The 14,232-nt window shown below is 66.7% G+C and carries 14 protein-coding genes; 11 read left to right on the forward strand and 3 right to left on the reverse strand.

Going from position 1 to position 14,232, the window contains the following annotated elements:
• On the forward strand, positions 1-317 hold a 317-nt coding region (locus tag H0W38_RS05575), incomplete at its 5' end, for a hypothetical protein (RefSeq protein ID WP_292451985.1).
• A 95-nt stretch (positions 318-412) separates the two neighbouring features.
• On the opposite strand, the gene H0W38_RS05580 is transcribed toward H0W38_RS05575, so the two are convergent.
• Positions 413-907: a hypothetical protein gene (locus tag H0W38_RS05580; RefSeq protein WP_292451986.1), complete on the reverse strand. Its 495-nt coding sequence runs from the start codon at positions 905-907 to the stop codon at positions 413-415.
• Positions 908-1,950: 1,043 nt separating this feature from the next.
• On the opposite strand from H0W38_RS05580, the gene H0W38_RS05585 reads away from it, so the two are divergent.
• From H0W38_RS05585 to H0W38_RS05605, 5 genes are all read left to right on the forward strand, one after another.
• Positions 1,951-2,358: a nuclear transport factor 2 family protein gene (locus H0W38_RS05585; RefSeq protein WP_292451987.1), complete on the forward strand. Its 408-nt coding sequence runs from the start codon at positions 1,951-1,953 to the stop codon at positions 2,356-2,358.
• Between the two features lie 283 nt (positions 2,359-2,641).
• Positions 2,642-3,370 (forward strand): SOS response-associated peptidase, encoded by a 729-nt coding sequence (locus H0W38_RS05590; protein ID WP_292451988.1) that lies wholly within the window; start codon positions 2,642-2,644, stop codon positions 3,368-3,370.
• A gap of 93 nt (positions 3,371-3,463) precedes the next feature.
• Complete coding sequence (imuA, locus tag H0W38_RS05595) at positions 3,464-4,294, forward strand: translesion DNA synthesis-associated protein ImuA (protein ID WP_292451989.1); 831 nt, start codon at positions 3,464-3,466, stop codon at positions 4,292-4,294.
• A gap of 88 nt (positions 4,295-4,382) precedes the next feature.
• Positions 4,383-5,564: a DNA polymerase Y family protein gene (locus H0W38_RS05600; RefSeq protein WP_292452001.1), complete on the forward strand. Its 1,182-nt coding sequence runs from the start codon at positions 4,383-4,385 to the stop codon at positions 5,562-5,564.
• Positions 5,565-5,575: 11 nt separating this feature from the next.
• Entirely contained in the window at positions 5,576-8,698 is a 3,123-nt protein-coding gene (locus H0W38_RS05605) for an error-prone DNA polymerase (RefSeq protein ID WP_292451990.1), read from the forward strand.
• A gap of 258 nt (positions 8,699-8,956) precedes the next feature.
• On the opposite strand, the gene H0W38_RS05610 is transcribed toward H0W38_RS05605, so the two are convergent.
• Positions 8,957-9,217, reverse strand: coding sequence for a helix-turn-helix domain-containing protein (locus H0W38_RS05610; RefSeq protein ID WP_292451991.1), 261 nt, complete (start codon positions 9,215-9,217; stop codon positions 8,957-8,959).
• 132 nt (positions 9,218-9,349) lie between these two features.
• Between H0W38_RS05610 and H0W38_RS05615 the strand changes: the two genes are divergently transcribed.
• The 5 genes from H0W38_RS05615 to H0W38_RS05635 all read left to right on the forward strand — a co-directional run bounded on the left by H0W38_RS05615 (position 9,350) and on the right by H0W38_RS05635 (position 13,076).
• Complete coding sequence (locus H0W38_RS05615; RefSeq protein WP_292451992.1) at positions 9,350-9,817, forward strand: LAGLIDADG family homing endonuclease; 468 nt, start codon at positions 9,350-9,352, stop codon at positions 9,815-9,817.
• An 83-nt stretch (positions 9,818-9,900) separates the two neighbouring features.
• A complete protein-coding gene (locus tag H0W38_RS05620) occupies positions 9,901-10,719 on the forward strand; it encodes a hypothetical protein (protein WP_292451993.1) in 819 nt (272 codons plus the stop codon).
• Complete coding sequence (locus H0W38_RS05625; protein ID WP_292451995.1) at positions 10,719-11,930, forward strand: AAA family ATPase; 1,212 nt, start codon at positions 10,719-10,721, stop codon at positions 11,928-11,930. Before H0W38_RS05620 ends, H0W38_RS05625 begins: the two co-directional genes overlap by 1 nt.
• Positions 11,931-11,973: 43 nt before the next feature.
• A complete protein-coding gene (locus H0W38_RS05630) occupies positions 11,974-12,342 on the forward strand; it encodes a hypothetical protein (RefSeq protein WP_292451997.1) in 369 nt (122 codons plus the stop codon).
• The gene (locus tag H0W38_RS05635; RefSeq protein ID WP_292451998.1) at positions 12,339-13,076 is read left to right on the forward strand and encodes a metallophosphoesterase; all 738 of its coding nucleotides are present in this window, start codon (positions 12,339-12,341) and stop codon (positions 13,074-13,076) included. Before H0W38_RS05630 ends, H0W38_RS05635 begins: the two co-directional genes overlap by 4 nt.
• Positions 13,077-13,414: 338 nt before the next feature.
• Here H0W38_RS05635 and H0W38_RS05640 read toward each other — a convergent pair.
• Positions 13,415-14,232, reverse strand: an 818-nt coding sequence (locus tag H0W38_RS05640) for a 3'-5' exonuclease (RefSeq protein WP_292452000.1), incomplete at its 5' end; no start/stop codon positions are given.

Here is a 14,232-nt window from a genome sequence, read left to right on the forward strand (position 1 = left end):
CCGCCGAAGACATCGCTCGGCGCTTCCGTCGTCCCGCCGTCAACGCCGCCTGGCCGGCAGACAGGTCACAACTGTTTGGCGTGGACGGCCGGGCCCGATTCGTCGCATTCCCAGCCCAGGCAGAGCTTACTGAGGAGACGATGCGGTACTTCCTTCGGGAGGCGAAGCGAATTCACGGAGACCGTTGTCTGCTTGACGGTCAGCCGGAGTTTGTGGAGCTGGCGTGCAGGGTCGCGCTCGAAAACCCGGACGGTATTGCCGTCTGTGAACGCAGGCCGCAGGCGCTGCGGCGAAGTCGGGTTGCGGCACCGGAATGAGTTAGTGTCGGGCGCGTCGAGGCAGTGCGGCGTGGTGGTCAAGAGCATGGTCGGCGCGAACTTTAATCCGCCGAGTGCCGACCCGGCCGCGGCGCCTATTTCCGGTGACGTTGTTTGGGTCCGAGATCAGGGGCCGTCAGTGAGGCGAACGGGCTCTCGATCTTCTTCGCGCCGAATTTTGAGCGGGGGAACATTTCTTCGGTGGCCCACAGCAACGCGCTGTACATCAGTGAGGCCATGCCCCGGTCGATGGACGAACGCTTGGGGACCTCGTCATGCGCGAGCGCCTCAAGCGAGCGCCGGACCTCGTCGCCCTCTAGGCGCGTGCCGCCGACGTCGATGTCGATGAGCTGCACATGCAGCATCACCCACTCGGGATTGACCAATCGAACCCCGTCGACCAGGACATAGTGGGCCTGCGTTCGCTTCCACACCCAGGCTCGAGCCTCCCAAGGCTTGATCGAGAGGAATCCGGCCAGGATGAGGGTGATCAACTCGTTCTTGGTGCGCGTTTGGGTGATGCCCGGACGAATCGCGAGCTGGCTGAGGTACGAGGACATCTCGACCGGCAGGTAGGTATGGATTTTCATCGCGCTCAGCGTACGGTGTGAGCTGTGACGGTGGCACAGCTGCTTGTAGAAGTTCTAGGTAGTGTAATGGCGAGAGAGTCCGCTACGCAGCGGTGCCAGTCAGTCGCCCTCGACCGTCGTACTCACGGTCTCGGCCACAAACCAGTAGTCGCGGCGCGCATGCGCTGGTGACATCAACGTTTGGTGTGTGACGAACTGCATACATACGCGGACGCGACTGGCGCCGCCCGCGTCGTCCGACGGCCGAATGTCTGCTGCTCAGGCCAGCGAACTCAAGCGGCCAACCCATAGCTGCCTGCCAAGATTTTCTAGTCGTTTGACCGGGCTTTGGAAGCAGCCATCGCGCTGCGTCCGGCCGACGCGACAAAAGCGACAAACCTAAGAAGCTGCCGTTCGGAGAGGCGCGACGGCGGTCGGCGTCAAAGGCCGGTCGTGCGACTGCTCCTCACAGCCTCGAAATGGCGCTGCCGACCCACCGCTGCAGTCGGATTCCCGAACGGCCCTCCGAAAAGCTGACATCGAGTGCCTCGAGCTCGGCATGCCAATGGGCGGATTCCTGCAACTGCGTGGTCGGCCCCCCGGAAGATGGTCGATATCGGCTCGCACGTCCCGGCCGAGAAGGCGGCTCGCGATCGAGCTCTTGGCCGAGGACCCGGCACCCGACGTCGATAACGAGCTGACCCGCGTCAGCCAGCGCCCCGCTCACGAAAGGGGGCGGCACACCCATGATTTCAGCCCCACTCCGGCCATTCAGGCGCCAAAGAGTCTTGGCACCGAAGACTGGTACTGGGAAGCCGAACGGGAAGCGTTTGATGAGCTCACGGCGGCACCGTAAGTGCGGCGAGTGCTGGTCCCGGACACGGCTCCGAACTCGTGTTGGTGCTTCCGCTGGACCGTTCGGAGAAAGCTCGCTGACCGAGAACGCCGGCGTGCTCGTCGCCGCGATATGACACGCCGATGTCAGGGTCTCCGCTTCCCGAGCAGCGCGTAGCATGCAAACTCGGCCACGCTACGGCACAAACGATGTGTCGGCATAAATCGCGTTGGCCACGACCATCATGGAGCAGGAAATGCAGCAGACGATCGAGCAGCTAAACGTGCAGTGGAACGCTGCCTTCAACCGCAAGGACGCGACCGGATTGGCCGCGCTCTATCACGAGAAGGCAGTGGTGTCGCCGGGCAACGGCCAGACCGTCGTGGGCCGCGCCGAGATCCAGAAACTGTTCCAAGGCTTTTTCGATGCCGGCGCGCACAACCACACCATCGAGGTCATCGCCACGGGCGGTGAAGGCGACCTGATATACGAAGTGGCCCGGTGGAACGCGAACCTGCCTGAGAAGGACGGCAAGAAGCCCGTCATGAGGGGAATCCTCGTGCAAAACTTCCAGCGCCTATCGGGGGGGCAAGACTGGCAGTCGTCCTCCCACGTCTGGAACGCCGCCAGCGAGTAGTCCTGCTTACCTTGGGGGTGAGGGCGGCCGCACGGCCCTGAACGGCATCGGTGCCAAGCGCTCTTCCAGCCACCACCGATCTCGGAGGCAAGACCGTTTTTCAATGCGTAGACCCCACAGCGACTGCCAGACGGTCCGTTCCCGCGGCCGGCGCAAGAGCCGGCGATGATTCGTGCATGTGGACGGGCCATCCAGCCAAGAGCGCGAAAGTCCGCTCCAGCCGGACGGCCCATCCCTGCAGCCCGTCTTGCATTCGCTACGGCCGTCCACGTACGCTGCAGGCATGTGCGCCAACTACGTCCCCGTCACCCGCGCCGACCGGTTGCTGATGTTCTTCGGCGTGCAGCGCCATCGTGACGAGCCCGATCACGACGTGTTCCCGATGGGCCTGGCGCCGTTCATCCGGCTGGCCCCGCCCGGGTTTAAGCCCGGTGAGACGACGCGCTTTCTCGACGACGGCATCTTTCGGTTCGTTCCCGACTTCATCACCAGGATGGGCTGGGCGCGGCAGACATACAACGCGCGCAGCGAGACGGTCGACAGCAAGGCCACCTACAAGGAGGCCTGGGGCAAAGGGCATCGCTGCATCATCCCGGCCGAGGCCATCTACGAGCCCAACTACGAGAGCGGGTCGGCGGTGCGCTGGCGCATCCGTCTCGCAAACGACGACCCGATGGGCATCGCCGGCATCTACCGAACCTGGGCCAACGTCGAGGGCGAACTGGTCTTCACGATGGCCTTGCTGACCGTCAATGCCGACGACCATCCGTTCATGAAGCGCTTGCACTCGCCGGGCGAGGAGAAGCGCATGGTGGTGATCCTCGATCCCGAGGATTACGAGGGTTGGCTGACCTGCGGGGTGGCCGAAGCCAAGGCTCGCTACTGCAGGCAATGGCACGGCCCGCTCGTTGGCGAACCGGCACCACTGCCCAGGCGGCCCCCGCGCAGCGGCGTCGCGCGCCCGAGCCAACCGACGCCGCCGAGCCAGGAAGGCAGCGGCAGCCTGTTCTAGCCTTGGTTGGCCGATCCGACCGCAGAACACCCCGGTTTGCGGTGGACCGGCTCCGGTGCAATACTGGATGCCCATACAGTATCTGGAGCCTCGATGGCCGCCGTCCTGGAATGGGCTGGCGACGACGAGGCGCCGGCTCTGCCGCCCCGATCCCGACCGATGCTCGCCCCGGGCGAACTGCCGCCTGCCGTGGCATCGGCCCTCTGGCGGGGCACCGAGCTGGGTTCGCCCGTCACTGCGGTGCTCTCGAGCGGCTTCGCTGCGCTCGATGCGGAACTGCCCGGCGCCGGCTGGCCCTGCCATTCGCTGACCGAGGTGTTGCAGGCGCAGGCGTCCGTCGCCGAGTGGCGCCTGCTCGCGCCGGCGATGCGCCGAGTCGTCGCCACCGGCCGGGACATCGTCGTCGTCGGGCCGCCCAAGGCGCCGCACCTGCCCGGACTGCAGTACGTCGGGCTCGACGAACGCCGGCTGGTCTGGGTTCAGACCGAGACACCGGCCGAGCGCCTGTGGGTGACCGAACAGCTCATCAAGGCCAATGCCGCCGGCCTGCTGGTGGCCTGGCTTCCGCAGGCCCGCCCCGAGCAGATCCGCCGGCTGCAGGTCTGTGCCCAGACGTGTGACGGCCCGGTGTTCTTGTGCCGCCCGGCCAGCGCCGAGCACGAAGCATCGGCCGCCCCGCTGCGCGTGCAGCTCCGCTTCGGCATCGACTGGGAGTTGCACCTGCACATCCTCAAGCGCAAGGGTCCGGTGCACGAAGGCATCGTCACGCTGCCCTCGGTGCCCGGCGGCCTCGAATCCATCATCACGCCGCGGCTGCGCAAACCCAGCGTGCTCATCGCCAGGCGCAATGCCCGTGAGGTGCCCGATGTTGTGGGCCGCACTGCTCCCCGACCGACTCCCCTGCGACGGGCCACGGCGCACTGAGGCGCTGTCGGGACTGTCGACGTGGTGCCTCCAGTTCACGCCCCGCGTCGCCGTCGTCGAACCGCTCTGCGAGCTCCCTGCCGTGGCGATGGAGGTCGAGTCCAGCGTGCGGCTGTTCGGCGGCAAGCGCCGCCTGGTCGAACGCGTGCGCGAGCAATGCGCCGAACTCGGCGTCCGGCAGCTCAGCTGGGCGCCGACCGGCCTGGCGGCAGTGGCGCTGGCTCGGGCGGGGATTTCCAACGGGTTCGCCAAGCCGCTGGAGCAAGTGCTCGACGGCCTGCCCATCGACGTCCTGAGCGCGGTGGCGGCCCACCGCGCAACGCTCGTGCGGCTCGGCTGCCAGACCCTTGGGCAGGTGCGCGCGCTGCCGCGCGGTGGCCTGAGCCGGCGCTTCGATGCGCAACTGCTTGCTGCGCTGGACCAGGCCTACGGCCTGCGGCCCGAGGCCCATGACTGGGTGAGGTTGCCGGACAGCTTCCACGCCAGGCTGGAGCTGATGGCCCGGGTGGAACTCGCACCGGCACTGCTGTTCGGTGCACGCCGGCTCATGCTGCAGATGTCGGGCTGGCTGGCCGCCCGCCATTGCGGGGTCACCGCCTTCACGCTGCGCTGGCGCCATGACGCCATGCGAGCCCGGTCCGCCGGCGACGGCGGCGAACTCACCGTTCGCACCGCGCAGGCCACACGCGACATCGAGCACCTGACGCGCCTCCTCGCGGAGCACCTGGCCAAGGTTCAGCTGCTCGCACCGGTGGCCGACCTGGAGCTGCTCGCGATCGACGTGCAGGCCTTCGAGGAGAAGACACGATCACTGCTGGCCGAGCCACAGCAATCGGGCGAAGGACTGGCGCTCGTGCTGGAGCGGATCGCCGCGCGCCTGGGACCCGACCGGGTGTTGCGGCCGGTCGTGCTCGAGGACCACCGGCTCGAATGGATGTCGCACTGGCAGCCCGCGCCGACGCCCCGACCCAGGAAGGCCAGCCGCACGGTCGGCATCCCGCAGCCGACCTTCGTGCTGCCCGAGCCCTTGCGACTGGCCACGCGCGGCGATCGACCGCTGTACCAGGGCGTGCTGCAACTGCTGGCCGGGCCGCACCGCGTCGAAGGCGGCTGGTGGGACCGCACGGTCGAGGCCGGCCTGCAGACGACGCGCAACGTCGCGCGCGACTACTGGGTGGCGCTGAGCGAGCACGCCGGCGTGCTCTGGATCTTCCAGACCCGCCTCGCCGACGACGAGACCGCCTGGTTCCTGCACGGGACTTTTGCCTGAGCGGACACGGCATGGCGAGCATCCCGGACTACGCCGAGCTGCGGTGCGTCAGCAACTTCAGCTTCCTGCGCGGCGCGAGCCAGCCGGACGAGCTGGTGGCTCGTGCCAAGCAGCTGGAGTATCGCGCGCTGGCGATCACCGACGAGTGCAGCCTGGCCGGCATCGTCCGGGCCCATGTCGCCGCCAAGGAGCATGAACTCAAGCTGCTGATCGGCAGCCAGTTCCGGGTCGACTGGGGTTCGGCAACCCGACCGGACACGACCCCCTTCGTGCTCACCGTGCTGGCCTGCAACCTGAACGGCTACGGCAACCTCTCCCAGTTCATCACCAAGCTGCGCCGCTCGTCGGAGAAGGGCAGCTACCACCTCGACATTGCTGACCTGACCGGGCAGGAACTGGCCGATTGCGTCGTGGTCCTGTCGCCGCAGCGCATGGCCGAGGCGGCGCAGCTGGAGACCGTCGCGCGGTGGCTATTGGGGGAGTTTCTGGGTCGCTGCTGGCTGGGGGTGGATCTGCTGCGGGTGCTCGACGACGAGATGTGGCTGCACCGGCTGCGCGAGGTGAGCGCGCTGACCGCGGTGCCGCTCGTCGCGGCCGGCGACGTGCATTTCCATGTGCGCTCGCGCAAGGCCCTGCAGGACGTGCTGACCGCCACCCGGGTCGGCCGGCCGCTCACCGAGTGCGGGCTCGAGCTGCAGCCGAACGCGGAGCGGCATCTGCGGACGCGACTGCGTCTGGCACAGACCTCCCCGGCGGACCTGCTCGCCGAGACGCTGAAGGTCGCTGCGCGCTGCGACTTCAGTCTGGACGAGTTGCGCTACCAGTACCCGGACGAGGTGGTGCCCGTCGGCGAGACGCCCGGCTCCTATCTTCGGCGCATTGCCTACGAGGGGGCAGGGCGCCGCTGGCCGCACGGCGTGCCGGCGAAGGTGCAGACGCAGATCGAGTACGAGCTGGAGCTGATCTGCGAGCTGAAGTACGAGCACTACTTCCTGACGGTGGCCGACATCGTGGCCTTCGCGCGCTCGCGCCACATCCTGTGTCAGGGCCGCGGCAGCGCTGCCAACAGCGTCGTCTGCTACTGCATCGGCGTGACCGAGGTCGATCCGGCCCGCATGTCGGTGCTGTTCGAGCGCTTCATTTCGCGCGAGCGCAACGAGCCACCCGACATCGACATCGACTTCGAGCATGAGCGCCGCGAGGAGGTGCTGCAGTACCTGTACACGAAGTACGGCCGCGACCGGGCGGCGATCACCGGCGTCGTCATCAGCTACCGGCCCAAGAGCGCCATCCGCGATGTCGGCAAGGCGCTCGGCTTCCCGCTCGAGACGGTGGACGCCATCGCCAAGGGTCATCAGTGGTGGGACGGCCGCGAGATCAAGCGCGAGCGGCTCGCGGAGCTGGGTCTGTCGGTCGATGACCTGCAGGTGCGGCAACTCTTGCAGCTCACCCAGCAGTTGCTGGGCTTCCCGCGTCACCTCAGCCAGCACACCGGCGGCTTCGTGCTCACGAAGGGGCCGCTCTCTCGCATGGTGCCGATCGAGAACGCCTCGATGCCGCAGCGCACCGTCATCGAATGGGACAAGGACGACCTGGACGCACTGGGGCTGCTGAAGGTCGACTGCCTGGCGCTGGGCATGCTGACCGCGATTCGCAAGTCGCTGGAGTTCATCGGCGTGCGCAAGGGCTACCAGTTCGAGATGCAGGACATCCCGCCCGAAGACGCCGAGACGTACGACATGGTCTGCAAGGCCGACACGGTCGGGGTCTTCCAGATCGAGAGCCGGGCGCAGATGAGCATGCTGCCGCGCCTGAAGCCGCGCTGCTTCTACGACCTGGTGGTCGAGGTGGCCATCGTGCGGCCCGGGCCTATCGTCGGCGGCATGGTGCATCCGTATCTGAATCGTCGGCAGGGCAAGGAGCCGGTCACCTACCCGAGCGAAGCCCTGAAGGAAGCACTCGGCCGCACGCTGGGCGTGCCGGTGTTCCAGGAGCAGGTGATGCAGATCTCCATCCTGGCCGCCGGCTTCACGCCCGGCGAGGCCGACGGTCTGCGGCGCGCAATGGCGGCGTGGAAGCGCAAGGGCGGGCTGGAGCGGTACTACTCGAAGATCGTCGACGGCATGACGCAGCGGGGTTACGACGAGACCTTCGCCAAGGCGATCTTCGAGCAGATCAAGGGCTTCTCGGAGTACGGCTTCCCGGAGTCGCATGCGGCCTCGTTCGCGCTGCTCGTCTACGCGAGCTGCTGGATCAAGTGCCACCACCCGGCCGAGTTCCTGGCCGCAATGCTCAACTCGCAGCCGCTGGGTTTCTATTCGCCATCGCAGCTTGTGCAGGACGCCAAGCGCCACGGTGTGGAGGTGCGTGCGGCCGACGTGATGCACAGCGAGGTCGATTGCACGCTGGAGGACCTGCCGCATCCGCCGGCTGTTCGGCTCGGGCTGCGGCTCATTGCGGGGCTCAAGGGCGCGGCCGAGCGCATCGTGGCCGCGCGAGGAGAGCGGGTCTTCGACAGCGCGGAGGACCTGGCGCGGCGCGCGGGCCTGGAGCAGCACGAGATGAAGCTGCTTGCTGCAGCGGATGCCTTGATGAGCCTGTCGGGCCACCGACGCCAGCAGGTCTGGGACGCCGCGGCTTTGCGTTCAACGCCGCTGCTGCTGCGCGACGCGCCGGTGGATGAAGACCTCCTGGAACTGCCGCCGGCGCCCGAGGGCGAGGAGATCGTTTTCGACTACGCCGCACTCGGGCTCACACTGCGCCGGCATCCGCTGGCGCTGTTGCGACCGAAGCTAAACGAGCGTCGGCTGCTGACGGCGGAGCAACTGGATTCGCAACCGAACGGGCGCATGGTCCGCTACTGCGGCATCGTCACGTTGCGGCAGCAGCCCGACACGGCCAACGGGACCATCTTCGTGTCGCTGGAGGACGAGACCGGCGTCGTGCAGGTCATCGTGTGGAAGAGCCTGCGCGAGCAGCAGCGGAAGGTTCTGCTCGGGTCGCGGCTGCTGGCCGTGTACGGGACCTGGCAGCGCGAAGGCGACGTGAAGAACCTGATCGCGCGGCGGCTCGCGGACATGACGCCATTGCTGGGCCGGCTGGCGGCATCGACGGTGAGCCGGGATTTCAAGTGAGGCCGCCCGCCATTCATTGGCGAGACCCGTCGCTGGCCGGTCTTGTGCGGGAGCCGATTGACGATGGTCCATGCGGCCGCCGGCGAACGGCGGTCCGGAGGAACAGCGGACTGCCGACCTGACAAGGGGTCAACGTCTGGACTCGGCGATAGCTGTCCTTCGACCGCCGAACCTGAGGGGCTGCAGTCAGTCGCCTTTGGGGTCTGAAGGCCAGCACCGTCAGTCCGAGTCGAAGGTCACGATTGTCAATTGGCCACATTAGGCTCGTTGGCCTTCGGGCGCCGCGGTCTGCGGCAGCTTGTCCGGTACGTACTCCGCCAACTCCGCCAACGAACACTCGAAAAACCTGCACAGCTTGTCCAGGTTGTCTGTCGTCGTGTTCGATCCCCTCGGGGACGCAATTTTGGACAGCGTTGCCCGGTGAATGCCCGTGGCCTCGGCAACCTGCTCGAGCGTGACCCGTTTGCCCACCTTGAAGGAGTGGTCCGCGAGTCTTTCTCTGAGTCTGAAGCGAATCATGGAACGGAGTCTCCGAGGCCGTCGAATCTGTTCGACGACTGAGCATTTTAGATAAGCAAACGTCGCTCCTACCCTTGACAAAAGTAGTAATGTCAAATATACTCGACATATCGCAACTTAGATCGTCAATACATGGCCTCCGCCGCATCGACTCGCAGTCCTGCTCTTCCGGACTTCTCACCCGCCTGGGCCGCCGGCTTCGCCGACGGAGAAGGTTGCATCCACATTGCTCACCAGATTTATTCGACCACCCGCCCGCGCAACCCCACCTACCGCCTGCGCTTCAGCATCAGCCAGAACAACCGCGAAGTCCTCCAGCACTTCCTCGATGGATTCGGCATCCGCGGCCACATCAACGAGACGCAGCGCACCCCCGGCGAAAACCGCCAAGCCTACGTCCTGCAGTACGACGGCCGCCAGGCCTTCGAAGTCATCGCATTACTCAAGGACTTGCTCGTTCGCAAGCGTCACGAGGCGGTGGTTGCACTCAGGTTCTGGCTTGAGGGCCTGTGCGGCACCCGCTTCGGTCGCAATGGCATGCCGCCCGAAGTGCTCAGATTCCGCCGGGCCTGCTACGCCAAGCTGCGCCGTCTGAAGTGAGCCATCCAGTGCCAACTCCCCGCGGGCGTTCCCGCCGGGCGGGCCTCGCCCGCCTTTAAGCACCGTTTTGACCCATAGCGACCATGACCAACGCCACCGCCCCCATCGACATCGCCAGCCTGCACCCGCCGCATCGCTCCTTCGCGCTGCTCGGTCGCATCGACCGCTGCAAGCTCAGCTGGGCCGGCCAGCTCGCTTGCTCGGTCCAGACCTCCGTCGGTCCGCTGCAGGTGCGCGGCAACCGCGACGTGCTGCTCGATGTGCGGGAGGGAAGCTGGCTGGCGCTGCAACTTCAACGCGATGAATTCGGCGTCCATGTGCGAGCAGTCCAGGCCGCCTCGCCGCTGAGCCACGCTGCATGGCTTGCGAGCGTGCCCTGCGACCAGCCGGCGGTCGTGCAGCGCCTGCGTGTTGTGCTCGCTCGCCTATCACCGGGCGCACAGGCCCTCTTCATGTCGGTTCTGTCCGGCGGCCACACCCAGCTGCGCTTCTTCCGCCGCGCCGCCGCCGCCGACCATCACGCCGCGCCGGGCGGCCTCTTCAAGCAGAGCGTCCACGCGGCGGAGCTGGCCTACGCCGCCTGGCATCCCAGCGAACCCGAGCGCGATACCGCGACGCTGGCAGCGCTGCTGTTCGACATCGGCAAGCTGGCCGACCCGCACGTCGGCTGGGATCTGCCCCGCGAAGGTCCGGACCTGGAGCCGCATTTCCTGACCCGCTTGCGCGCGCTGCCGGCCTGCGACCTCGTCGAGCGCCATGAGCCGGCGCTGGCCCGGGCCGTGCGCTCCCTGCTTGTGCCCGCAGCGGATGAAGAAGCCGACTCGCGCCTGCGGCAGTCCGTTCACCTTGCCGTGACTCGCTCGTGGTCCACCGATGCTCGCGCCAACCAGGGTACGCAGTGATGACTGAAAGCTCTCTCGCCACCTCAAACCTGCCGCCCGGCTACGAACGCTGGTTTCTCGACAACCGGGTGTCCTTAGCGCTGCCGATGGCGGTGGTCGACGCCTTGGTGGTCGAACAATCAGAAAGCCGTGCCGAGCGCAAGCCGACGCCCACCGCCGCACTGGCACCCCTGACAAAAGAAGTCTCCCAGCCCAAGGCCGCGCCCGGTTGGCGTGACAGCTGGGGCGAGGTCGCTGCGGCCGGTCAGCACCGCGTCCTGCTGCAGTTCGACGCCCTGTGCGGCGGCGGCTTCCTCACCGAGCGCCGGCTTCGCAGCGCCGATTCGGGCGTCACCGAGCGTCTCCAGTCGCTGGTCGAGTTGCTGGTGAAGCGTGGCCCGGACCGCCGCTACACCCACGGTGACGCCGCCCGCGCAAAGCTCGAGTCGCTCGGGCAGGAGATGCCGCACTTCCGCGCGCCGCTGCGGCTGCTGACCCACGCGCTCGCGCTGGCCGAGGCCGCGCCCCGGCCGGTGCGCATCCCGCCGATGCTGCTGCTCGGGCCACCGGGCGTCGGCAAGACCCACTTCAGCCAGCAGATCGCACAGTTGCTCGGCGTGCCGCATGCCGTCGTCAGCTTCGACCAGCCGAGCGCCGGCAATCAGCTCCGCGGCAGCGACAAGCACTGGAGCAACTCCTCGACCGGGCTGCTGTTCGAACTGCTGTGCCTAGGCCAGCACGCCAACCCGGTCGTCCTGCTCGACGAGCTTGACAAGGCCGCGGTCGACTCCTTCACGGAGGCCCGCAGTGCGCTTTCGCAACTGCACGGCGTGCTGGAGCAGGTGACCGCGTGCCGCTGTGTCGACAACTCGGTCGACATCGAGTTCGACGCCAGCTTGGTGACTTACATCGCCACGGCCAACAGCGTTCGCGGCATCGAGCCGTCCATCCTGAGCCGCTTCGAGGTGTTCGTCATTGAGCCGCCCGAGCCGCGGGAAGCGGTCGAGACCGCCCGGCGGGTCGTCGAGTCGGCACTGCAACGCATGGGCCTGAACGAACGACTGCGCTTCGACCGCAAGTGCCACTACCTGCTGGCACACCTGAGTCCGCGGCAGATGGCGCGCACGGTCGAGAAGGCCGCGGCCAGCGCCATCGTGGAGAACCGTCAAGTCATCTGCCAAGCCGACCTCTGGGACGACCTCGGGCTGCCCAGCGACGCGCTGACGCACTGAGCGAATTCACGAAGCAAGAGTACCGACCACCCACTGGTTGCCAATGCACGAACCATCCGACTTCAAGCTCGTCGGCCTCATCGGCGGCTGCTGGGCAGCTCCCGACATCGACCAGCAGCCGCTCGTCCGGCTGAAGTGCTGGCAGGTGTTCGAGCTCGACAACGGTGACCACCTGGTCGGCTGGCACGACGCGGCCGGGGAAGGGCGGGTGAGCTCGCCGCTGCAGGCCTTGGATGCCATGCGCCGGCAGGCCCTGACCCGGTCCGGTCGGGTCTACGAGGTCTGCGGGCCGGAGGGTTGCAACGTGGAGGGCCTATACGTATGGCATGCATGGCTGCGTGCCACCGTTCGCGAGCGGGCGACCGACGTGACGCAGACGTTCGTGCGGCGCATCGAGGAGTGCAGGCCTTGAGCGGCCCCGTGTTGTTCTGCGGTGACCCGCACGGCCAGTTCGGGCACATCGTGCGCGCCGCGCAGCAACTGAAGGCCTGCGCCGTCGTCCTTCTCGGCGACCTGCAACCCACGAGGCCGCTGCATCTTGAACTCGGACCCATCGCGGACCGGACGTGGTTCATCCACGGCAACCACGACACCGACAGCGAGGAAGGCTTCCGCAACGTCTGGGACAGCGGGATGGCCGACCGAAATCTGCACGGCCGGGTGGCGACGCTTCCGGACGGGACGAGGGTCGCGGGGCTCGGGGGCGTGTTCCGCGAAAGGGTCTGGTATCCGCCGGGCGATGCCAGATTCAATAACCACGAGGCCCACCTGAACGCGACGGGGCCCTGGGACCGCTGGCGCGACGGTCCGCCGCTTCGACACTGGTCGAGCATCTATCCAGAAGTGGTGGCCGAACTGGCGGCGATGGAGGCCGACGTGCTCGTCACGCACGAAGCGCCGGCCTGCCACCCGAACGGCTTCGCGCTCATCGATGACCTGGCGCGGGCGATGAGGGTGAGGGCACTGTTCCACGGGCACCACCACGACCGGCTCGACTACAGCGAGGGGTGGCCCAAGCTCGGGTTCAGGGCGTTCGGGGTCGGGCTGCGCGGCATCACGCGGCTCGATGGGGCGCCGGTCGTGACGGGTGAGCTGGATTTAATACGCTGGTATCGCAGGCCGAGGTTTGTGGAAGAGCTGGAATAGGCGATCGGCCCGAAACGCGTCAGAGCGCGTGCGAACCTGCATCCCTTTCGCGCAGAGCCAGCGAAAGCGGCTCCAAACGGCTCGTCTCGTGCGCTGTAACTTCTGGAAGACCGAATGCAGCAGCTTGTTCAGCGATGCCTTATTCGACTCAGACGAAGAACTCGTCCCACAGACCGACTCCGGACTCGCACAACGCGAGCCGTCCGAGCATCGGGTCACCCGATTAACGACAGTTCCTTGATCGTCAAGACTACGAAATAGTCAGACGGACCGCGACAGTGACGAGCGCAGGATGCGCTGCGTGTGAGTTCAAGCCCGACGCCCCCAGAGCGATCGTCTCAAAGCTTGGCGGCAAGTTCGAGCACAGCGCCGTCAGTCTGATGAAAGAACCCGCGGAAAAGTTTGCCATCCGAAACCATCCCGGCGGCGACGCGGAGCATCTCGTCCGCCGGCACATTCAGGCTACTCGCGATGTGTTTGGATGTCGTCGGGCCATAGGACGCAAGCATCTCTACGACACGGCGCTCAAGATCGGTCCAACGCGGCGCCGAAAAGGCAAGCGGAGCGCCAGCTGATGCGGGGACGACCTCCACTGCAATCGACGTGCGAAGGGCAGGGTTTGTCGCCGTGACAGCGCGTTTGCGCGACGTCGACTGCCCCGCGGGCTCACGCAATGGTTGCAGCTGGGCGGTCACTTTTAAGACGGGATGGGCATCTCGTGGCACAGCAGGGGGAATGGCCCGCTTCGATGAGTCGATGCCAAACAGCTGCTCGAGCTGCGGACCAAGCGCAATGGCCGAAACGGCACGCGTCATCGCAACGTACTGCAGATTGACCTCCTGGAGGAAGCGCGACCGCGGTTCTATGCGCGGTCTGCCGTCTTCGCCGAGTAGTTCCGGAAAGTCCGAAGCCAGCTGCACCTGCGCGAACTCCAGGCCTTTGGCACGATGAGCGGTGCTCAGGATGACGTGTGCCTTGCCGGCATCGTTCACATGAGCCGCACGAACGCGTTGCATGAGCGCGGGAAGGTCGTTCTGGTAGGTGCCGACCAGACGAATGGCCGAAATCGCCTCGAAGTCGTTTGACTCTTCGCTGGCCTTGACGAAGTGCTCGAAGGAATCGAATGCCTTAAGGCAATGCTGATCAAGTCCCCCGC

It is taken from the genome of Methylibium sp., assembly GCF_013817365.1.
Lineage (GTDB): Bacteria > Pseudomonadota > Gammaproteobacteria > Burkholderiales > Burkholderiaceae_C > Methylibium.